The sequence below is a fragment of the Arthrobacter sp. LjRoot14 genome, assembly GCF_964253905.1.
Classification (GTDB): Bacteria; Actinomycetota; Actinomycetes; order Actinomycetales; family Micrococcaceae; genus Arthrobacter.
The window spans coordinates 3,992,479-4,012,183 of the sequence record NZ_CAXURL020000001.1 but is presented as its reverse complement, the minus strand read 5'-3'; the positions used below and the strand labels follow the sequence as shown (position 1 = coordinate 4,012,183).

Annotated in this window: 18 protein-coding genes and 1 pseudogene; 11 read left to right on the top strand and 8 right to left on the bottom strand. The window is 66.4% G+C overall.

Features of this window, described 5'->3' with window-relative positions; all coding sequences use genetic code 11:
• The first annotated feature begins 115 nt into the window (after positions 1-115).
• Positions 116-1,591 carry an APC family permease gene (locus ACSQ12_RS18180; RefSeq protein ID WP_209742418.1) on the top strand — a complete coding sequence of 492 codons (1,476 nt, stop codon included), beginning with the start codon at positions 116-118 and terminating at the stop codon, positions 1,589-1,591.
• Here the strand turns inward: ACSQ12_RS18180 and ACSQ12_RS18175 are convergent.
• On the bottom strand, positions 1,568-2,236 hold the full coding sequence (locus tag ACSQ12_RS18175) for an AmiS/UreI family transporter (RefSeq protein ID WP_436066351.1): 669 nt from the start codon (positions 2,234-2,236) through the stop codon (positions 1,568-1,570). The two genes, ACSQ12_RS18180 and ACSQ12_RS18175, sit on opposite strands and share 24 nt — an antisense overlap.
• Before the next feature lie 205 nt (positions 2,237-2,441).
• On the opposite strand from ACSQ12_RS18175, the gene gdhA reads away from it, so the two are divergent.
• Positions 2,442-3,779 carry an NADP-specific glutamate dehydrogenase gene (gene gdhA / locus ACSQ12_RS18170; RefSeq protein WP_436066350.1) on the top strand — a complete coding sequence of 446 codons (1,338 nt, stop codon included), beginning with the start codon at positions 2,442-2,444 and terminating at the stop codon, positions 3,777-3,779.
• On the opposite strand, the gene ACSQ12_RS18165 is transcribed toward gdhA, so the two are convergent.
• Both ACSQ12_RS18165 and ACSQ12_RS18160 read right to left on the bottom strand, forming a co-directional pair.
• Positions 3,776-4,735, bottom strand: a complete 960-nt coding sequence (locus tag ACSQ12_RS18165; protein ID WP_209742421.1) for a helix-turn-helix domain-containing protein — start codon at positions 4,733-4,735, stop codon at positions 3,776-3,778. The genes gdhA and ACSQ12_RS18165 overlap by 4 nt on opposite strands.
• Before the next feature lie 128 nt (positions 4,736-4,863).
• Entirely contained in the window at positions 4,864-5,460 is a 597-nt protein-coding gene (locus ACSQ12_RS18160; RefSeq protein ID WP_436066349.1) for a TetR/AcrR family transcriptional regulator, read from the bottom strand.
• Between the two features lie 125 nt (positions 5,461-5,585).
• Between ACSQ12_RS18160 and ACSQ12_RS18155 the strand changes: the two genes are divergently transcribed.
• On the top strand, positions 5,586-7,511 hold the full coding sequence (locus ACSQ12_RS18155; RefSeq protein WP_436066348.1) for a primary-amine oxidase: 1,926 nt from the start codon (positions 5,586-5,588) through the stop codon (positions 7,509-7,511).
• Positions 7,512-7,520: 9 nt separating this feature from the next.
• Positions 7,521-7,994: a hypothetical protein gene (locus tag ACSQ12_RS18150; protein WP_436066347.1), complete on the top strand. Its 474-nt coding sequence runs from the start codon at positions 7,521-7,523 to the stop codon at positions 7,992-7,994.
• Here ACSQ12_RS18150 and ACSQ12_RS18145 read toward each other — a convergent pair.
• Positions 7,991-8,362: pseudogene (locus ACSQ12_RS18145) on the bottom strand (SRPBCC family protein); the annotation flags it as partial. The gene ACSQ12_RS18150 and the pseudogene ACSQ12_RS18145 overlap by 4 nt on opposite strands.
• A 33-nt stretch (positions 8,363-8,395) precedes the next feature.
• Positions 8,396-9,724, bottom strand: a complete 1,329-nt coding sequence (locus ACSQ12_RS18140; protein WP_209742426.1) for an MFS transporter — start codon at positions 9,722-9,724, stop codon at positions 8,396-8,398.
• A gap of 153 nt (positions 9,725-9,877) precedes the next feature.
• On the opposite strand from ACSQ12_RS18140, the gene ACSQ12_RS18135 reads away from it, so the two are divergent.
• From ACSQ12_RS18135 to ACSQ12_RS18125, 3 genes are all read left to right on the top strand, one after another.
• Positions 9,878-10,714: a shikimate dehydrogenase family protein gene (locus tag ACSQ12_RS18135; protein ID WP_436066346.1), complete on the top strand. Its 837-nt coding sequence runs from the start codon at positions 9,878-9,880 to the stop codon at positions 10,712-10,714.
• 124 nt (positions 10,715-10,838) lie between these two features.
• The gene (locus tag ACSQ12_RS18130; protein WP_436066345.1) at positions 10,839-11,636 is read left to right on the top strand and encodes an IclR family transcriptional regulator domain-containing protein; all 798 of its coding nucleotides are present in this window, start codon (positions 10,839-10,841) and stop codon (positions 11,634-11,636) included.
• A gap of 1 nt (position 11,637) precedes the next feature.
• Complete coding sequence (locus ACSQ12_RS18125) at positions 11,638-12,570, top strand: threonine/serine dehydratase (RefSeq protein WP_436066344.1); 933 nt, start codon at positions 11,638-11,640, stop codon at positions 12,568-12,570.
• A 53-nt stretch (positions 12,571-12,623) separates the two neighbouring features.
• Here the strand turns inward: ACSQ12_RS18125 and ACSQ12_RS18120 are convergent, their stop codons facing one another.
• Together ACSQ12_RS18120 and ACSQ12_RS18115 are read right to left on the bottom strand one after the other, a co-directional pair.
• Entirely contained in the window at positions 12,624-13,988 is a 1,365-nt protein-coding gene (locus ACSQ12_RS18120; protein WP_436066343.1) for an LssY C-terminal domain-containing protein, read from the bottom strand.
• A 91-nt stretch (positions 13,989-14,079) separates the two neighbouring features.
• Positions 14,080-14,553 (bottom strand): sensor histidine kinase, encoded by a 474-nt coding sequence (locus tag ACSQ12_RS18115; RefSeq protein ID WP_436066342.1) that lies wholly within the window; start codon positions 14,551-14,553, stop codon positions 14,080-14,082.
• 314 nt (positions 14,554-14,867) lie between these two features.
• On the opposite strand from ACSQ12_RS18115, the gene ACSQ12_RS18110 reads away from it, so the two are divergent.
• The 3 genes from ACSQ12_RS18110 (at position 14,868) to ACSQ12_RS18100 (ending at position 18,308) form a co-directional block, all read left to right on the top strand.
• A complete protein-coding gene (locus tag ACSQ12_RS18110) occupies positions 14,868-15,704 on the top strand; it encodes a response regulator transcription factor (protein WP_436066341.1) in 837 nt (278 codons plus the stop codon).
• A gap of 109 nt (positions 15,705-15,813) precedes the next feature.
• Positions 15,814-17,655, top strand: a complete 1,842-nt coding sequence (locus ACSQ12_RS18105) for a sensor histidine kinase (RefSeq protein ID WP_436066340.1) — start codon at positions 15,814-15,816, stop codon at positions 17,653-17,655.
• Positions 17,652-18,308, top strand: coding sequence for a response regulator transcription factor (locus ACSQ12_RS18100; protein WP_245198980.1), 657 nt, complete (start codon positions 17,652-17,654; stop codon positions 18,306-18,308). Before ACSQ12_RS18105 ends, ACSQ12_RS18100 begins: the two co-directional genes overlap by 4 nt.
• Positions 18,309-18,381: 73 nt before the next feature.
• On the opposite strand, the gene ACSQ12_RS18095 is transcribed toward ACSQ12_RS18100, so the two are convergent.
• Complete coding sequence (locus ACSQ12_RS18095) at positions 18,382-18,876, bottom strand: hypothetical protein (RefSeq protein WP_209742434.1); 495 nt, start codon at positions 18,874-18,876, stop codon at positions 18,382-18,384.
• Between the two features lie 215 nt (positions 18,877-19,091).
• Between ACSQ12_RS18095 and ACSQ12_RS18090 the strand changes: the two genes are divergently transcribed.
• Positions 19,092-19,658, top strand: coding sequence for a type 1 glutamine amidotransferase domain-containing protein (locus tag ACSQ12_RS18090; RefSeq protein ID WP_436066339.1), 567 nt, complete (start codon positions 19,092-19,094; stop codon positions 19,656-19,658).
• Positions 19,659-19,705: the final 47 nt, after the last annotated feature.

Below are 19,705 nucleotides of genomic sequence, written 5' to 3'. Positions count from 1 at the left end.
GCGGCAAGTGCCATGCTGGATTTCACGGTGCACCTTTGCCCGGGCCCAGGCACCCTTCCCACGCTCTTTCCCCTAAGTTCCCTCCGCAGCACTCATGACCGTTAGGAAGGATCCAATGAGTATTTCGAACCCCGAATCCCGGACCGCAGAACCCGGTTCCCGCCAGGAACACTCCACCGCCCTGCGCGCAGGAAGCATCGGAGTCCTGGGCATCCTGTTCTTTGTCCTTTCCGCACAGGCCCCGCTGACCGGCATCGTGGGCGCAGCGCCGCTCGCGGCCGCGCTCGGCAACGGCGCCGGCGCCCCGGGCGCCTACCTCGTGGTGGGCATCGTCATTGTCATCTTCGCGGTGGGTTTCGTGGCCATGAGCCGGAAGGTGCAGACCAACGGAGCCTTCTACGCCTATGTCACCGCAGCGTTCGGACGCAAGGTCGGTGCCGGCGCTGCGTGGCTTGCCCTGCTGGCCTACAGCACGGTGCAGGCGGCCATGTACGGGCTGTACGGTGCGGCTTTCTCCGGCCTGCTGGCATCCGCCGGCATAACTGTTCCCTGGTGGCTGCTCGCCCTGGTCACCATGGCGGGCGTCCAGGTCCTGGGATCCATGAACATCGAGCTCGGTGCCCGGGTCCTTGCTGTCCTGGTGGGCCTGGAAGTGGCCATCCTCCTGATGTTCGGATTCGCCGTGCTGTTCAAAGGCGGTGGCCCCGAAGGGCTGAACATCGCCGCCTCGTTCGCGCCGGAAGCCATCGCCAGCGGAGCCCCCGGCGTCGCCATCATGTTCGCGGTGGCCTCCATGTTCGGCTTCGAATCCACCGCCATCTACTCCGCCGAGGCCAAAGACCCGCACCGGACCGTTGCCCGGGCCACCTATCTGTCCGTGGGCATCATCGCCGTCTTCTTCTCCTTCATCACCTGGATGCTGGTCAGCTTCTACGGGCCCTCCCACGTAGTGGATGCCGCGGGCGCCGCCCTGGAATCCGGGGACGCCACGTCCTTCGTGATCGGCCCCATCGTCGAAATGTTCGGACCCTGGGCCGGGATCACCGCCGGTGTCCTGCTGGTGACCTCGCTGCTGGCAGGCATTATCGCCTTCCACAACGGCATCAACCGCTACCTCCACTCACTGGCCCTGCGCGGCTCCATGCCCGCAGTGGTTGCCCGGACCAACAGGCATCGTGCCCCTGCCGCCGCGGCCTGGATCCAGACCGTAGTGGCAGCCCTGCTGGTGGCGCCATTCGCCCTGCTGGGGCTGGACCCGGTGCTGACGCTGTTCTCATGGTTCAGCGGCCTCGCCGTCGCGGCACTGCTGGTGCTGTATATGCTGTCCTCCCTCTCCGTTGTTGCCTATTTCCGACGGGAAAAGGTGCCCGGCCAGCAATGGCAGACGTTCATTGCCCCGGTGCTCGCTTCAGCGCTGCTGGCGTGGGTGCTGTACCTGGTGGTCAGCAACTTCACGTCCCTCATCGGTGGCAGTGCCGAAACGGCCGCGGGTCTGCTCGCTGCTGTTCCGGCGCTGTTCCTGGCCGGCGTGCTGGTGGAGATCCGGGTGGAGCGGCAGATCCGGGCCTCAGAGCTTGAGTTCGCCGGGTAGCAATCTGTCTGGGACATCAGAAGAGACGACGGCGGCGCGGGCGGCGGTTTGGCGTCCGCGCCACGCGAGGCAGCCTGCCAGCAGCAGAAGCACCGCCAGGGCCGATGCGGCGCCCGCCGCCGTCGTCGCTGCTTCGGGACCATTGGGCCAGCGTCCCGTGATGCCCAGGAACGCCGGAACCGTGGCCGATAACTGGCTGGTGAGGATCAGCGACCAGCCAATGAGCGGCGCGAGGCGCTTCATGCCCAGCGCAAGCTGCAGGTAGAACAGCAGCCACAGGTAAGTCCAGCAGAGCCAGAGGACGGCCAGCAGCGGATCTTCCCCGGACCAGGCGGCGGCAAGCAGCAGGCCGCACAGGCCCACCATCCCGCAGAACCAGCCAAGGCCCCGGGACCCGAGTCCCAGCAGGAAATCCAGCCCAACGTAGACGTAGGTCAGCCCGAACAGGAACATCCCGGATGCCCCGAGGAGCAAATGCAGGCCGCCGTCGCCGGTAATCCCCAGGTACGTGACGCCGAGGACCACCTGGGTGACGCCGATGACCAGGCTGAACACGGCAGCGTCCCGGCGGGGGAGGAGGTCCAGCGCCGCAAGGCCGTTGAGCAGCAGCGCGGCTCCGGAGAGAAGCAGGCAAATGTGGGCCATCAGAAGTCCCCTGCCGGAGCCGGAACCGATGCTTTAACTTTCGTTTTATGGAAATTAAATGTCACAATACGGAGGTTAGTGGAAGCACGATTGGTCATGCGTGGCCCGCGCAGTCACAATCGGGTAGGTTGAAGTTTCAATAAAGGGGTGGCGGCGCGGCGCCTGCCGCAGACTTTCCGCGCCCGGTTCGACGTAAGGAATCATCATGGATGCACGGCTCGAGGCCATCCGGGACACGGTCCTGGCCAGGAACCCCGGAGAAGCGGAGTTCCACCAGGCGGTGGTCGAGGTGTTCGAAAGCCTGGGCCCCGTCCACGACCGGCACCCCGAATTCCTCGAAGCGGCCATCCTGGAACGGCTCTGCGAACCCGAACGCCAGATCATTTTCCGGGTGCCGTGGACCGATGACCAGGGTCGCGTGCAGATCAACCGCGGCTTCCGGGTGGAGTTCAACTCGGCACTCGGCCCCTACAAGGGCGGCCTGCGTTTCCACCCGTCCGTGTACCTGGGCATCGTGAAGTTCCTCGGCTTCGAGCAGATCTTCAAGAACGCCCTCACCGGCATGCCCATCGGCGGCGGCAAGGGCGGTTCGGACTTCGACCCCCGCGGCCGCAGCGACGCCGAAGTCATGCGGTTCTGCCAGTCGTTCATGACCGAGTTGTACCGCCACATCGGCGAATACACCGACGTGCCTGCCGGCGACATCGGCGTCGGCGGGCGCGAAATCGGCTACCTCTTCGGCCAGTACAAACGCATCACCAACCGCTACGAATCCGGCGTCCTGACCGGCAAGGGCATCTCCTGGGGCGGTTCGCTGGTCCGGCCTGAGGCCACCGGCTTCGGCACCGTGATCTTCACCGAGGAGATGCTGAAGACCCGCGGGACATCCTTCGACGGGCAGCGCGTGGTGGTTTCCGGTTCCGGGAACGTGGCCATCAATGCCGTCGCCAAGGCCCAGGCGCTCGGCGCCACCGTGGTGGCCTGCTCCGACTCTTCCGGCTACGTCGTGGACGAGGCGGGAATCGACGTCGGGCTTCTCCGCCAGGTCAAGGAAACCGAACGCGGGCGCCTCAAGGACTATTCGCTGCGCCGTTCCGGCGTCTCCTACGTGGAAGGCGGTTCGGTGTGGGACGTCGACGCCACGGTGGCGCTGCCGTGTGCCACGCAGAACGAGCTCGACGGCGATGCCGCGGCGAGGCTGGTCCGCAACGGACTGCTGGCCATCGGCGAAGGCGCCAACATGCCCTCCACGCGTGAAGCCATTGCGGTGTTCCAGGAGGCCGGAGTGCTGTTCGGCCCGGGCAAGGCCGCCAATGCGGGAGGCGTGGCGACGTCGGCCCTTGAAATGCAGCAGAACGCGAGCCGCGACTCCTGGTCCTTCGAGCACACGGAGCAGCGGCTCACGGACATCATGGTGGGGATCCACCACCGCTGTGCCTCCACCGCCGACGAATACGGCCAACCCGGCAACTACGTGCTGGGCGCCAACATCGGCGGCTTCGTCAAGGTGGCAGACGCCATGCTCGCGCAGGGCCTGATCTAAGCGCCGCGGCGCCAGTCACTGGGGGATTCGCCGTAGGCATCCCGGAACGTGCGGCTGAAATGCGCCGCGTCCAGGAACCCCCACCGTGCGGCGACTGCGCCCACGGAAGTGCCGTTGAGCAGCGGATCCCTCAGGTCGCGGCGGATGCGTTCCAGGCGCTGGCTCCGGATCCAGCTGGCAACAGTGGCACCCGTCTCGTGGAAGATGTTGTGCAGGTGGCGGGTGGAAATAAAGTGCGCCGTGGCAATGCTGGCCGGCGAAAGCTGCGGATCGGCGAGGTTGGCCTCGATGTATTCGCGTACTGACGTGGCCAGGAGTGCCTGGGGCTTCATGCTGTCCCGGGCCATGTCCAGTTCCGAGTGCAGCATGGTGGATACGAGGTCCAGCGCGTTGGCGGCCAGCCGCGAGCCGCTGGGCCCACTGAGGGCTTCCAGGTTCTCCGCCAGCTGGGCAATAAAGGGACCAACGATGCCGGTCAGCCCGTGCCCGCCAGCCAGCCGCACCGCCGAGAGCTGGCCGACGTAATCCGGAGGCAGGGACAGGGAGTCCTGCGGAAACATGACCACCATGACCCGGGCCTGCTCTTCGAACGCCAGGGTGTACGGGCGGTTAGTGTCGTAAATGGCGAGGTCGCCGGGGCGCAGCACTGCCTCGCGGTTGTCCTGGATGAGCAGCCCGGTGCCCTCCAGCTGGAGGTTGAGCTTGAAATAGCGCTGGCCCGGCTGGGCCACCAGGGCGGGCGTGCGGTGGACGCTGTGGCCCGAGGCGGAGACCTCCACGATGCACAGCCGGTCCAGGACCCTGGAGCGCATCCGGCCGCGGAAAGTGTCCGGATGATCCGTCTCGGCGGCCAGCGGCACAAAGGACTCCGCCACGAGATGCCGCCAGTGGTCGAAGGAGGTGGCCACGCTGGACGTGAGGTCCTGGCCAGCGGGGCGGGCTGTAATTGCAGACATGGATGTTCCTGACGCCGGTTAGCCATCTGAATAGTGGTCCCCAAAGCTGTGTCCTGCGACACATTCATTTCAGGTTAGCGCCGATGGCTGGCGTTGTCATCTTTTTTCGACGAACGTCGAAAAAAGAATTACGGGTGCGTTTGCAGCAACGTCAGGAATGCTTCCAGTTGGTCGTTGAGGCCCGGATCCGCCTGGCCGTCCGGGGCGAGTGCGGCAGCTATCTGCGCGCCCAGCAGCATGTTCAGCAGGTGGCCGGCAACCGCTGAGTCGTCGACGGCGGCAGTCACGTCACCCCGCGTCCTGGCCTCGGCCAGGTGCGCCACAATGGCGGCGTGCCACTGGTCCATGGACTCGCGGTGGATGGCAGCCTTTTCCGGATCGTTAATGGCCTTCTGCCAGAACGGGACCACGATCCGCGCTTCATTGACGCGCTCGGAGTCCAGCGGCAGCACCTCAACGCAAAAAGCCCTGAGCGCCGGAATGCCGGCCTTGCCTGCGGTCACTTCCCGGATGCGTTCATTGGTCCTGTTGAAGACGTGCCCGAAGGCAAATGTCAGCAGCGTGTCCTTGGTGGGGAAGTACGGCTTCAAGGCGCCGTTGGCGAAGCCGGCCTCGAGGGCGATCTCCCGCATCGTGGCACCTTCGATGCCGAGCCGTGCGATGATCCGCCAGGTCGCATCCACCAGTTCCAGGCGCCGTTCATCATGGTCAACAATCTTTGGCACGGTGGTGCTCCCCCGGAAATTTCTTGCGGCTGGCTATTGTGAGCCATCTTACGGACGGTTATTCTCTACAACTATAGAAAATAAAAATTCCGACCCCAACACGGTCCCGGACAAAGGTCGAGCGCATGACACTTGCACCAACTGACACAGTCACCCCGTACCGCCTGGCAGCCGGTGCTGAAATCACCGAAGTCCAGGGCATTCTCCGCGCCGGGGGACTGTTGGACCCGGCGAAGCGGATCGCCTACCTCGGCCTGCTGGACCCCGCCCGGGGCAGCGCCGGGAATTCCGAGGACCGGCGCTTCCGTGTGTTCATCCACGATGTTTCCGGCGGCCGCCCCGTTGACGTAACGGTCTCCGTGACGCGCGGCGAGGTGATTTCCGCCGTCGAACTGGACACCGCCGTCGCCGGCGAACTTCCCGTGCTGGAAGAGGAATTCGAGGTGGTGGAGGAACTCCTGGCCTCCGACGCGCGGTGGCTGAAGGCGCTGGCCGACCGCGGGCTCGACGTCGGCAAGGTCCGCGTTGCCCCGCTGTCCGCCGGTGTCTTCGAGTACCCGGAGGAAAAGGGCCGGCGCATCCTCCGCGGGCTGGCCTTCGTTCAGGACTTTCCCGAGGACAGCGCCTGGGCGCATCCCGTTGACGGCCTGGTGGCCTATGTCGACGTCGTCAGCAAGGAGGTCACGCAGGTCCTGGATACCGGGGTGATCCCCATTCCCGCCGAGCACGGCAACTACACCGACCCAGAGCTCACCGGCCCGCTGCGCACCACCCAGAAGCCGCTGCACATCACCCAGCCCGAGGGGCCCAGCTTCACGGTCACCGGCGGCAACCACGTTGAATGGGAAAAGTGGAGCGTCGACGTCGGCTTCGATGTCCGCGAGGGCGTGGTGCTGCACAACCTTGCCTTCCAGGACGGCGGGCGGAAGCGGCCCATCATCAACCGCGCCTCCATCGCGGAGATGGTGGTCCCCTATGGCGACCCGTCGCCGATCCGGTCCTGGCAGAACTACTTCGACACCGGCGAATACCTGGTGGGCCAGTACGCCAACTCGCTCGAACTGGGCTGCGACTGCCTCGGCGAGATCACCTACCTCAGCCCCGTGATCAGCGACGCCTTCGGCAACCCCCGCGAAATCCGCAACGGCATCTGCATGCACGAGGAGGACTGGGGCATCCTGGCCAAGCACAGCGACCTCTGGACGGGCATCAACTACACCCGCCGCAACCGCCGCCTGGTCATCTCCTTCTTCACCACCATCGGCAACTACGACTACGGCTTCTACTGGTACCTCTACCTCGACGGCACCATCGAATTCGAAGCCAAGGCTACCGGCGTTGTCTTCACCAGCGCCTTCCCGGAGGGCGGCTCGGCCAACATTTCCCAGCTCGCACCCGGGCTCGGCGCGCCGTTCCACCAGCACCTTTTCAGTGCCCGCCTGGACATGGCGATCGACGGCTTCACCAACCGGGTGGAGGAAGAGGACGTGGTCCGGCAGCCCATGGGCGAAGGCAACGAGCGCGGCAACGCGTTCTCCCGGAAGAGGACTGTCCTGGCCCGGGAATCCGACGCCGTCCGGGAAGCCGATGCGCGCAGCGGCCGGACCTGGATCATCTCCAACCCGGAGTCGCGCAACCGGCTGGGCGAACCTGTGGGCTACAAGCTGCATGCCCAGGGCCAGCCCACGCTCCTGGCCGATCCGGATTCCTCCATTGCCCGCCGTGCGGCGTTCGCCACCAAGGACCTGTGGGTCACCCGGTTCGCGGAGGACGAGCGGTACCCTACCGGCGACTTCGTGAACCAGCACTCCGGGGGAGCGGGGCTGCCGGCCTACATCGCGCAGGACCGCGAGATCGACGGCCAGGACATCGTGGTGTGGCACACCTTCGGGCTGACCCACTTCCCTCGGATCGAGGACTGGCCCATCATGCCCGTGGACACTGTGGGTTTCAAGCTGCGGCCTGAGGGATTCTTCGACCGCAGCCCCGTGTTGGACGTGCCGGCCAACCCGAGCACCACGCCCGCCGCCGGCGGACACTGCCACGGCTAGGCAGGCGCCATGACAGCCCTGCGTGGATGGAGCCGTGCCGCCGGCTCCATCCGCCAGCCCCGGCCCGTGCTGCACATGCGCGCCGTCGCCGCGGCCACTGTTGCGTCCTGCCTGGTACACCTGTGGCTCGTTGCGGGAAACCATCACGGGATGTGGCTGAACCTGCTGATGCTGGCCATGGTGGGAGTGTGCCTGCCGTGCGCGGTCCACATCTGGCGCGACGGCAGGCCCGGTTCCCTGCGTCAGGTGATGGCGTGCGCGCTGGCGATGGCCGCACTGCACGCTGTCCTGTTGCTGGGGGCCGTGCCGGCTACCGGGCCGGACGGCCACAGCCACGGGGTTTCCGGGATGACGGCCGCGGAAACCGCGGCTTCCGCGGCCGGAGGCATGATCGGCATCATCGCCATGGAAATCACGACGGCGCTACTCGCCGCGACGCTGGTGGCCAGGCTGCGGCGTACGCCCTGGGTGGTCGGTCCTTAGCGCTCCGCAATGAGCTTGAGGTTTTCCAGCGTCTGCTGCCGGGCGCGTTCCTGAAGGTGCTCGATCATGACATGGTCCACGAACTTGCCGATCGCACTGCCCGGCACGTTGTATTCGATCTCCATCGAGACGAGCGTCCCGGTTCCTGCTGGTTCGTAATCCCAGTTCTGCCAGCCCTTGAGCGGACCGTCGAATTCAATCCGTACGTGTTTCCCGCCGGCGGGCGTCGGCTGGTTCTCCACAACGTGCGTGGTCACCGGAAACGGAACGCCGGCCATCAGGTAACTGTGCTCCACCACGGTGCCGGCCCCGCCGTCGCCCGTTACTTTCTTGGCCTCTCCGAGATTCACCCACCAGGAGGCCCAATGCCGCGGATCCCGGCGGGCCGGACCACCTGTCCGTCAGTGGACTGAGTTGCCCAGTTCGCGCAGCGGGGTCTTGCTGGTCTCGCGGGCCCAGAAGGCGCCGGCGACGGCCAAGAGCGAGGACGCGGCCACGATCCAGGCGGCGGGGCCCCAGTTGGCCTTGTCCGCGCCGACGAGTGCGGTGCCGAGCAGCGGGGTGAAGCCGGCGCACAGGATGCCGACCTGCAGGCCGATGGCCATGCCCGAATAGCGGACTTTCACGTTGAACAGCTCCGAGAACCAGGCGGGGTAGATGGCGTTGGACATGGCGTAGGTTCCGGCCGTGATCAGGGTGCTGGTCAGGAAGATCATGGGCACGTTGCCGGTGGAGATCACGGAGAAGTAGATGAAGATCATGGCGCCTGAACCGAGGACGCCGGTGATGAAGATCGGGCGGCGGCCGTACTTGTCGGAGAGCCAGGCCATCAGCGGCTGGGTTGCGATGGCAATGATGTTGCCGGTGATGCTGACCCAGAGCATGGTGGAGGCCGGGACGCCGACGGACACCGCATAGGCCAGGCCGAAGGACTGCATGAAAGTGTTGGTGACGGTCTCGAAGGACATCAGGGCCACCTGGAAGAACTGGGCCGGGTGGGTCTTGAACATCTTCGCGAAGGGGAGCTTCACCAGTTCGCCGTGATCATGCTTCTCCTCGAACACCTCGGGTTCCTCGAGCGAGCGGCGGACCAGGTATGCGACGATCAGCACGATCAGCGAGAGCCAGAACGGGATGCGCCAGCCCCAGGCGAGGCGGTCGGCTTCACTCATGGCAGCCACGGGCAGGAATGCCAGCGAAGCCAGGACGATGCCGGCGGAGATGCCACTCATCGCAAAGCTGGCGAAGAAGCCGCGGCGGCCTTCCGGGGCTTCCTCGGTGGACAGCGCCGAGGCGCCGGCCGTTTCGGCTCCTGCGGAGAGGCCCTGCATGAGGCGCAGGAGCACCAGCAGGGCAGGGGCCCAGTAGCCGGCGGTGTTGAAGTCGGGCAGCACGCCAATGAGGAACGTGGCCGAACCCATCAGCACCAGCGTCAGCACCAAAGTGTTCTTGCGTCCGATCTTGTCACCCAGGTGGCCGAAGACCACCGCGCCGAAGGGGCGTGCCACGTACGCCACGCCGAAGGTGGCGAAGGAAGCGATCAGGGCAACGGTGGGGTCTCCGGCCGGAAAGAAAATCTTGGAAAAGACCAGCGACGCAGCGGTGGCGTAAATGAAGAAGTCGTAGTACTCAAGGGCACCGCCGAGGAACGCGGCGAGGGCTGCTTTCTTGGCCCGCCTGAGCTGGCGCTGATCGGCTCCGATGCTGGCGCCTGTAGCTGTATTTGTCATGGTGCTTGCCCTTCCGCGCTGAAAGACGGTTGTTGTTTGCTGAAGTTGTGCGCATTTCGAACAGCTGTGCGGTATGCGACTATTGAAAGAGTAGCGCAGAGTGAGGTGCCTCACAACACCCTCGGCTGAGTCTCCCAAGCGAAAGGTGCCACCATGGAAACCCGCACACCGGCCTACCGGCTGTTCCTCATCGGCTCGGAAGCCTCGGCCGCCATGTCGCCAGGGCTCTGGGGCCCGGTCCTGGAACAGCTGGGAAGCAGCTGGACCTACGAGGCATGGGATGTCCCGGCCGGCCAGGACATGTCCGGCGTCCGGGACGCGATGCTGGAGGCCGACGTAGTCGCCGCAAACGTGACAATGCCCCACAAGCAGTGGGCCGCGGGGACAGCTGACACAGTTACCGATCAGGTCCGGATCAGCGGAGCTTCCAACCTGCTGGTCCGGCACGGCCGGAGCCTGAGTGCACACAACACGGACATCACTGCCGTCGCCGAACTGCTGGGCGGACGGCACCAGCGGCACGCCGTGATGCTCGGGGCAGGCGGAGCCGCACGCGCAGCACTGGTCGCCCTGGCGGGACTGGCGCACCGGGTCACCGTGACGGACAAGGACCCGCGTGCCTCCCGCCAGCTGCTGGACCTCGCCACCAGCCTGGGCATGGAGGCCGGTGCGGTGACGTGGGCCGAGGCGCGCGCTCATGCGCCGGACGCCTCGCTGATCGTCAACGCGACGCCCCTCGGCAAGAGCAGTGCCGACGAACCGGCATGGGGGCCCGCGAAGCTCTCACCGGACACTTTTGTTTATGACTTCGTCTATGCCGGCCACACGACGGCCACCATCGCAGCGGCGAGGGCGCAGGGCCTGCCATGCGCCGACGGCTGGGACCACCTGCGGGCGCAGGCAGCGGCCATGATCCCCATCCTCGGACTGAAGCCGGAGGCCGGCGCCCTTCTGGGCCGCACACTCTCCGACATCCGGGCGGGGAACTGACAGCGGGCTGAAACCGGACCAACCCCGCGGATCCGCTGTGCTTTATCCGGATATGATCGGAATAAGCCTGCGGCCAAGCGTCCGCAGAGGCCGACATTGAGCTTCAGGGAGGTTAAACGATTCCATGGCGGAGCAACCCGAATACTTCGTGAAGTCTGTGGAAAAAGCGTTTGACGTGCTGCGCTCCTTCGCCCCGGACGAGCCCCGCCTGACCGTCTCCCAGGTCGCCGCAAAGTCGGATATGACCAGGGCCTCCGCCCGGCGGTTCCTGCTGACGCTCACTGACCTGGGCTACCTTCGTGCCGACGGTCCGTACTTCGAACTGACGCCCCGTTCGCTGGACATCGGACAATCGTTCCTGGCGAACCTGGCGCTGCCGAGAATCGCAGAGCGGCACCTCAAGTCGCTGGCCGCGGAACTCAACGAAACCACCTCCTTGTGCATTCTCGACGGCACCGACGTCGTCTATGTCGCCTGCGTTCCGTCGCCCCGGCTGCTGAGCGTCTCCATCAGCGTGGGCACCCGGTTTCCCGCCTGGGCAACCTCCATGGGCCGCGTCCTGCTGGGTGCATTGTCCGCCGCCGAGCTGAAGTCGTACTTCGAGTCCGTCCAGCTGCAGCGGTTCACCGAACGCTCAATCGGGAGCCTCGACCAGCTCCAGGCCGAGGTGGACCAGGCCCGGACCAAGGGATGGTCCATGGTCTCGCAGGAACTGGAGGAGGGCCTCCGCGGTGTGGCTGTTCCGGTCTGGCGCGGTCACGAGGTGGTCGCCGCGGTCAACGTGTCCCTCCAGACCCACCGGGCACCGGCGGAGGCCATCGAAAAAACGGTGGTTCCGCTGCTGCAGGACGCCGCACGGCAGATCGGCCACGACTACGGCGGGCGGGCCCCCGCACCGCTCACTACTGCAGCCCAGGGATGACATGATCACACGCAAAGACGTCGATGAAGCTGCCGGCAGGATTGCCGGGCTGGTCCGCCGCACCCCGGTGATCGAAGCGGACCGGGAGAGCTTCCCCGGGACTGTCTGGCTCAAGTGCGAGTTCATGCAGCACACCGGTACGTTCAAGGCCCGGGGTGCCTTCAACCGCGTGCTGGCCTGCCGCGAACGGGGCGAGCTCAAAGAGGACATTGGAATCGTCGTCGCCTCCGGCGGGAATGCCGGCCTCGCCAACGCCTACGCGGCAGCGCAGGCAGGTGTTCCTGCAGCCGTCTTCGTTCCCGAGACCGCGCCGGCCATGAAGGTGAAGAAACTTCGGGAATCCGGGGCTTCCGTCGTCCAGCGCGGCGCCGAATACGCCGTCGCCTATGACGCCGCGATCGCGTACGCGGCCGAAACCGGGGCCGTGTACTGCCACGCCTACGACCAGCCCGAGATTGCCGCGGGTGCCGGCACTGTCGGCTCGGAGCTGCTGGAACAGCTGGGCGGCGTGGATACCGTCCTGGTGGCAGTGGGCGGCGGGGGACTGATGGCCGGGGTCGCGGCCGCCGTCGAAGGCTTTGCCAAGGTGGTGGCCGTGGAGCCCGCAACAGCCCCCACACTGCACGCCGCGCTGAAGGCGGGGCAGCCCGTGGATGTGGCCGTCGGCGGGATTGCAGCCGACTCGCTGGGGGCGCGCCGGATCGGACAGATCGGCTTCGACGTCGCGGTACGGACGGGCGTGGTGGGCGTGCTGGTGTCCGACGACGAAATTGTTGCCGCGCGCTCAAGGCTGTGGGCCGACTACCGGATGGTGGTGGAGTATGGCGCGGCGGCCGCCTTTGCCGCCCTGACCTCGGGGGCCTACGTCCCGGCGGAGGGCGAACGCGTAGCCGTGATCCTCTGCGGAGCGAACACGGACCCGTCCACGCTCTGAGCGTCGGCCGGACAGCCCCGGCGGCCTGACCGCCAGTCAGGCCGCGGCATCGGTCAGATCGCCGCGCGGCCGCCTGGCCGGGCCGCGATCCGTTTGGGTTCCTTGCGGTCGCGGCGGGCGTAGATGCGGGACCGCTCGCTGGACAAGGCCAGGATCAGCAGGATGTCCAGGGTGAGGCCGGGCAGGTTGGTCTGCAGCGTGATTCCCGGGCCGCCGTTGACCACGTCAATGACCTGCAGGCCGATCGCGGCGGTGCTCACGGCCATGGTGAGCGTGCGTGCCCAGTTCCGTCCCAGGAAGACGAACCAGGCGAGCAGCAGTTCCGCGAGGGCAAAGAAGACCACCACGGCCACGCCAAGGTAAAGCGCCAGCTGCGCCTGGCCCATGGTCAGGTCCGCCCCGTCGCCGTCGCTGCTGCCGGATTGGAGGAGGGGCTCCAGATGCGCGGTCGGAAACAGCATGATGGACAGGGCCAGTGCTGCCGCGGCTAGTGCACGGCCGGCGACGAGGACCGCCCCGAGGATGGTGGGGCCGGGCCGCCTGTTCCGGCTGTCGCTCGGGAGCCGCGGCACGGCAAGCCCGGGCACCGCCGTTGCGCGCAGGTCAACGACGGGGAGGTCTCCGTCGGTGGCAATCTCATCGCCCCCGCCGTTGCGGCTGTGGTAGCCGGTGGAGAAGTCCCGGATCACCCGGACGGCGGCTGCCGGATCGGCGTCGGAAATGGACGTGACGATATGGTCCCGCTCGTCGTCCGTGTGCTCGTCGATCTTGTGGGTGATCTGGAGGGTGAAGAGCGAGAAGCCGACGCTGCGGTCGTAGGTACCGGCAGCCAGCCAGTCCGCGGCCACGCCGCCGGGGAGCAGCCAGCCGGGCGGGCACCGCCAGAAGCGGACGTGGTGGCGCTTGCCGGGGTTTCCGTCCACCTCCTGCTGGTAGGCGAAGTCCTGTTGCCGGCCGAACAGGAAGAGCGGGCTGACCGGAGCCTCAAGGTAGCTGTGGCGCAGCACGGTGGAGGTGACGATCCGCCAGCTGCTGGCGAGGGTCACGTCATCGGCGATGGTCCAGCCCGCCCGGCGCATCACGTGGTGGAGCTGGGCTTCGGAGCCGAGCAGGGCAACGTTCACCGGATCGCCGAGGAGTCCGTCGCTGGTGCGGGCGCGCCCGATGAAGTAATCGGGCACATAGAGGCGGGTCAGGATCGAGTGGAGCCTGGGCAGCACGAGGTAGGCGAGCATGGCCCAAAAGATGAACATGAACCAGATCTGGCCCCAGCCCCACTGGAAGCTCAGTTCAAGGAGTAGATAGGTCAACCAGACGGCGGCGACACCACCGATGAGGAAGAAGATCCGGTCCCATGCGGTATCGAACGCTGTGCGGGAAACGCCCGCGACAGGCACCTTCACTGCAGGCCTGGTCATGGGCAGAATAATACTGGAGCCGGTGGCTGGTTCCGTGGGCACAGCGGCCCGGACTGAGATGCATGGTGTTTCCCCCCGTGAAGCGTGGCGGTCAGTCCAAAGGAAGGGTGACCGTGATGCAGGTGCCCTTGCCGGGCGCGGTGTCTATGGTCGCGGTGCCGCCGGCTTCATGGACTGCGATGGACATCAGCAGCAGTCCGAATCCCTGCGGCCGGCTGCCGCAGCTTTCATCGCGGTCGAAGCCGGTGCCGTTGTCAGCCACGGTCAGCCGGATGCCGTGGTGCACCGCAGCGAGCCGGACGGTCAGCTGGGTGGCGGCGGCAAATTTGAAGGCGTTACTCAGCGCCTCCTGGGCGGCGTGGTAAAGCAGCCCGGCACTGCCGGCCGGGATCTCAATGCCGTGGTGCGGCGTCTCCCACCGGACGGTGGTTCCCTGCTCCCGGAGCGGGGTGGCGAGCCGGTCGATGCAGCCGGCGAGCCCGAGTGCATGAAAATCCACCGGGGCCTGATCGGTAATGACGCCGTGGATCGCGGCGACTTCATTGACAGCTGGAGCCTTTTCCATGGCCAGTCCTGCTTCCTTGCAGCCTGTGATGCTTTCTTCTCACGGGTGCTGGGTTCCCGCCTGGATGTATGACTCAAGGGTGAACCGGCGGAATCATGAATGACGCGACTTTGACGCAATTTTGGCTCAAGTTCAGTGGGATTCCCGTGGTCATCTCAAGAGGCACACAAGATTTGATAGCCCGGCGATGCCGGATGTCACTCCATGTGTAGGCTCATCACCAGCCCCATAAGTCCAGATAGTGGAAATACCCATCCGTGGGGATTCTGCCGACGAATATGAGGGTGACTGACCGAAAGACTATGGGGGCATAGATGGAAGAACGCGGCATTGCCGTTGTTGTAGAGGATGACGACGACGTCAGGAATTCCCTCAGGGAAGTGCTGCTGCAATCCGGGTTCTCCGTGTACGCGACGTCTTCCGGGCTTGAGGGGGTTGAGGCGGTCCGCCGGTACAACCCTGTGGTGGTCACCATGGACCTGGGGCTTCCGGACTTTGACGGCCTTGAGGCCTCCCGCCGCATCCGCACGTTCAGCGACGCCTACCTGGTCATCGTGACCGGCCGGGTGGATGAAGCCGACGCCATCATGGGTTTCGAAGCAGGGGCGGATGACTTCCTCACCAAGCCGTTCCGACCCCGCGAACTCAGGGCGAGGATCGCCGCGATGCTTCGCCGGCCCAGACAGCACGCCGAAGCGCCGATGGTGGCCGCCGGAGACCTGCGCGGAACCGCTAACGCGCCTGCCGCGTCAACCCGTCCGGCCGGCGTGGTGCCGGCCGAACTGCGGCGGGTAGAGCGTGCAGAGTCCGAGCTGGCCGAGTTCGAGCACAACGGGCTGACGCTGAGCGAGGGGACCAGGACCGCGGAGTTCGAGGGACTGAGGGTTGAGTTGACCCGGACGCAGTTCGACCTCCTCCTTGTCCTCCTGGAGAACGGACGCCTGGTTCAGACGAAGGCCGACCTGGTCCGCCGCCTGAGGAACGAACCGTACGACACCGGTTCGTACGTGAGCACCGCCGAAGAGCGCGCCGTCGAAGTCCACATGGGTAACCTGCGGAAACGGCTAGGGGACGATTCGCGCTCGCCGCGATGGGTTGAGACCGTCAGGGGAATCGGCTACCGGCTCGCGCCGCAGCTCGCTGCCGGCTGACCCGCACCCCCTGGCTAGTCCCGGGCCAGAGTCCCCGGGCCCCCTGGCCCGGGACTCTGGCCGAGGGCCCCGTGGCATGGGATTCTTAAGCTTGGCGGAGGGAAGCACCGTGACTCCCAAGCAACTGGTTCTGGTAGTGGCTGCCACCGTGGGCGTTTTGGCCCTGGTGCTGATCTCGATCGACTGGGCGCCGGCCGCCCTGCAGGATCCCGCCCGGACTTTGGGCGTCCTGAACGCCCAGGGAGTCATCCGCTGGGGTGAAAACCCGGACAGGGCACCCTTCACCGTCTTTGAACTCGCCATGTTCGTCGCCGTAGGACTGGCCTTTGTCCTTGCCGGCGTGACGGCGTGGCAGACCCGGCCCAACCGGAATCCCGGCCTGCTGCTGGTGCTTGCCGGGCTGCTGTGGCTGGCTGCCGGGATTCGGCGGTCCAGTGATCCGGTGCTGTTCACAGCCGGTGTGGCGCTGACGCTCATGTACCAGCCTCCGCTGCTGCAGCTTGCCCTGAGCTTCCCCTCGGGAGTCCTGCGCTCGCGGGCGGAACGGGCGGCTGTCGTTTTCTTCTTCGCTGCCTGGGTGGTCATCGCAGTGGCGAGCTGGGCCTTTTTCGATCCGCGGCTGCACATTGCGGCAGGGGAGTCCACCTCCCGCAACCTGCTTCTGCTGTGGGACAGCCCGGAGCTGACCAGCGTCATCGGGGACGCCGCCCGCATTGTCCAGGTGGGCATCGGCATGGCCATTGTGGCCGTGCTGGTGTCCCGCTGGCGGTCCGGCTCACCTGCGTACCGGGCAGCGTTCCTGCCGTTGTGGCTGGCGGTGATCATCAAGACGGCGTCCACCGTCTGGGTGTCCCTGGCCGTGGTCCAGCTGACCGGCTCGCTTTCCAACGAGGCCCTGCTCTGGCAGTACCCGGCGACCGCGATCGTCCCCCTCGCCGTCCTGCTGGGCCTGTGGCGTTACCGGTTCGCCCGCGGTGCCCTGAGCGAGCTCATGGTGGAGATCGGGATGGCGCCGGTCAGCGACCGGCTCATCCGCGCCCTGCGCAGGTCGGTCCGGGACCCTACCCTCAGCCTGTGGCGGTGGTCGCCCGCGCTGTCCGGCTTCGTGGACGACGACGGCGTGCCCCGAGCGGTGCCGGAGGACGGATCCGGGCGGGCGGCCATGGTGCTGGAGCGTAACGGCACTCCCGTGGGGGCGCTGGTTTTCGATGAGGCGCTCCGGGACCAGCCACAGCTGATGGCCGCCGTGCGGAGCGCCACTTCCCTGGCCCTGGACAACCAGAACATGGAACAGCAGCTGCGGGACCAGCTGATCGAGGTCCGGCGCTCCCGGGAACGGATCGTCACGGCCGGGGACGCCCGGCGTCGTGAGCTCGAGCGGGACCTTCACGACGGCGCCCAGCAGCGCCTCGTTGCGGTGTCCATGGACCTGGCAAGGGCGCGGCGGGCCGCGAGCCCGGCGGAGATGAAGGAGCTGGTGGACCAGGCCAGCGACGAGCTCGCCGTCGCACTGACGGAACTTCGTGAGCTGGCCCGGGGCGTCTACCCGCCGTCGCTGCGGGAGAGGGGGCTGGAAGGTTCCCTGACGGCGCTCGCCGAGCGTTCGGCGCTCCCCATTGAACTGGACGTCGACCTGCCGCAAAGGCCGCCGCCCCAGGTGGAACTCGCGGCGTATTTCATCTGTGCCGAGGCCGTGACCAACGCGGCCAAGCACGCCAGTGCCTCGAACCTGCAGATCGGCGTCACAGGCGCGGACGCCGGACTCAGGCTGCACGTGACGGATAACGGGATCGGCGGGGCAAGCCCCGGTGCCGACGGCGGGCTGCTGGGGCTGGCCGACCGGGCCGCGGCTTTGGGCGGTTCCCTGACGGTCACCAGTCCGGAAGGCGGCGGAACAACCGTGGCGGCCACCCTGCCGTTCGCGGCCGACCCGACGGAGGACTTGCCATGACATTGCGCGTCGCCATCGCGGACGATTCAGCGCTGCTTCGCCGCGGCCTGGCCGCGCTGCTCACCTCCGAAGGGCTGGAGGTGGCCTGCGAGGCTGCGGACGCTACGGAGCTTCTGGGGTGCGTCGCGGCCCTGCAGCCCGACGTTGCCGTGGTGGACATCCGCATGCCGCCCACCTTCACCACCGAAGGTATCCAGGCCGCGACTGCGATCCGGCACGACCATCCCGGAACGGGGGTCCTCCTGCTGTCCCAGTATGTGGAGACCGAAAACGCCATGCAGCTCCTGGGGAACGGAGCGAAGGGCCTGGGCTACCTCCTGAAGGAGCGGGTCTCGGACATCGACGAGTTCATCGACGCGCTGCACCGGGTGGCGGCCGGCGGGACCGCCGTCGATCCAGAACTGGTGGCACGGATGGTGGCCCGGCCGCATAACGGCCATCAGCGGGAGGATGAGCTCAGCAGCAGGGAACGGGACGTCCTGGAGTTGATGGCCCAGGGGCGCACCAACCAGGCGATCGGGAAGACCCTCTTCCTGGGGGAGCGGACGGTGGAGGCGCACATCCGGAGCATCTTCCTGAAGCTTGGTCTGCGGCCGGAACCCGAGGACCACCGCCGGGTCCTCGCCGTGCTCACCTACCTGCGCCAGCACTAGAAAAACCGGCGGCCGCCCCTGTGGGGGCGTCCGCCGGTTTCCGGTCAGAGGGATGCGCTAGTTCAACCTCGTGCTAGTTGGACATGGAGGTGGTGCCGCTGCTCTTCCAGCCCGTGAACGGCGACCAGACCCCGCCGGCCCCCTCCTGGTGGCGGACCTTCTGGTACACCTCCTCATTGCCGATCTCCGTGTTGGTCAGGGTGCGGACGTTGTGGATGGTGACAGTTCCGCTGTAGTAGCCGAGGCTGCGGCTGAAGCTGGAGTTGCCGAGGTGGTCGTCGCCGTTGGGCCAGTCGTCACTTTCCCAGCGCTGCTGCTCGATGTAGACGGAACGGTCGTTGTAGCAGCGCACCTGGATCTGGTAGTCCACCAGCTTGGTGCCCGAGGAGTTGAAGCCGGCAAAGACGGGCTTCAGCGGGGTGACGGTGCAGGCGTAGTTGGTGGTGGCGGCCTGCGCTGGCGCGGCCAGTGCGACGCCGCCCGCAGCAAGTCCCAGCGTCATTGCTGAAACGAGTGCGATCTTGGCGCGGGAGGGACGGGACTTCGTTGTTCCGGCGGTCATGGACATTTGTTTCTGCTCCTGTTGCGGTGATGGTGGTTTCGGCCAGGAATCCTTTCCTGATGCCGTGTTTCCATGGTGCGGCGGGGGTGCTGCCGCTGGCTTCCGTGCTAGCACTGTTTGTCTGGCACTGTTTGTCCGGCGCAGCTTGGATTGTCAGCTTGCTTATTATTTCCGGGGTTCCTAGTGTTAAACCTGTAAGGAATCCGGCAAGAGGAGGACATATGTCAGCGCACAATATTGCAGGCAAGAAGGTTGCGTTCCTGCTGACCGACGGCGTGGAACAGGTGGAGCTCACCAGCCCTTGGAATGCCGTGAAGGAAGCCGGCGGCGAGCCCACGCTGGTGGCGCCCAAGGCCGGAAAGCTGCAGGGTTACGACGGCACCGAAAAAGGCGAGACCTTCGACGTCGACATCACGGTGGCGGAGGCCAATGCCTCGGATTTCCACGCGCTGGTCATCCCCGGCGGAGTAGTCAACGCCGACCACCTTCGCGTGGACAAGGACGCCCAGGCTTTTGCCCGCAGCTTCTTTGAGCAGCACAAGCCCGTGGCCTCCATCTGCCACGGCCCCTGGTTGCTGATCGACGCCGGAGTGGTCCGCGGGCGCAAGCTGACCTCGTACCACACGCTCCAGACCGACCTGAGGAACGCCGGTGCGGACTGGAGCGACGAGGAAGTGGTGGTGGACCAGGGGTTCGTGACCAGCAGGCACCCCGGCGACCTCAAGGCCTTCAATGACAAACTGCTCGAAGAGATCGAAGAAGGCGAGCACGCCGGCCAGACTGCCTGACCGTCGCGCAGCAGCCACGTAAGCACAAAAGAAGAGAGGCCCGACGG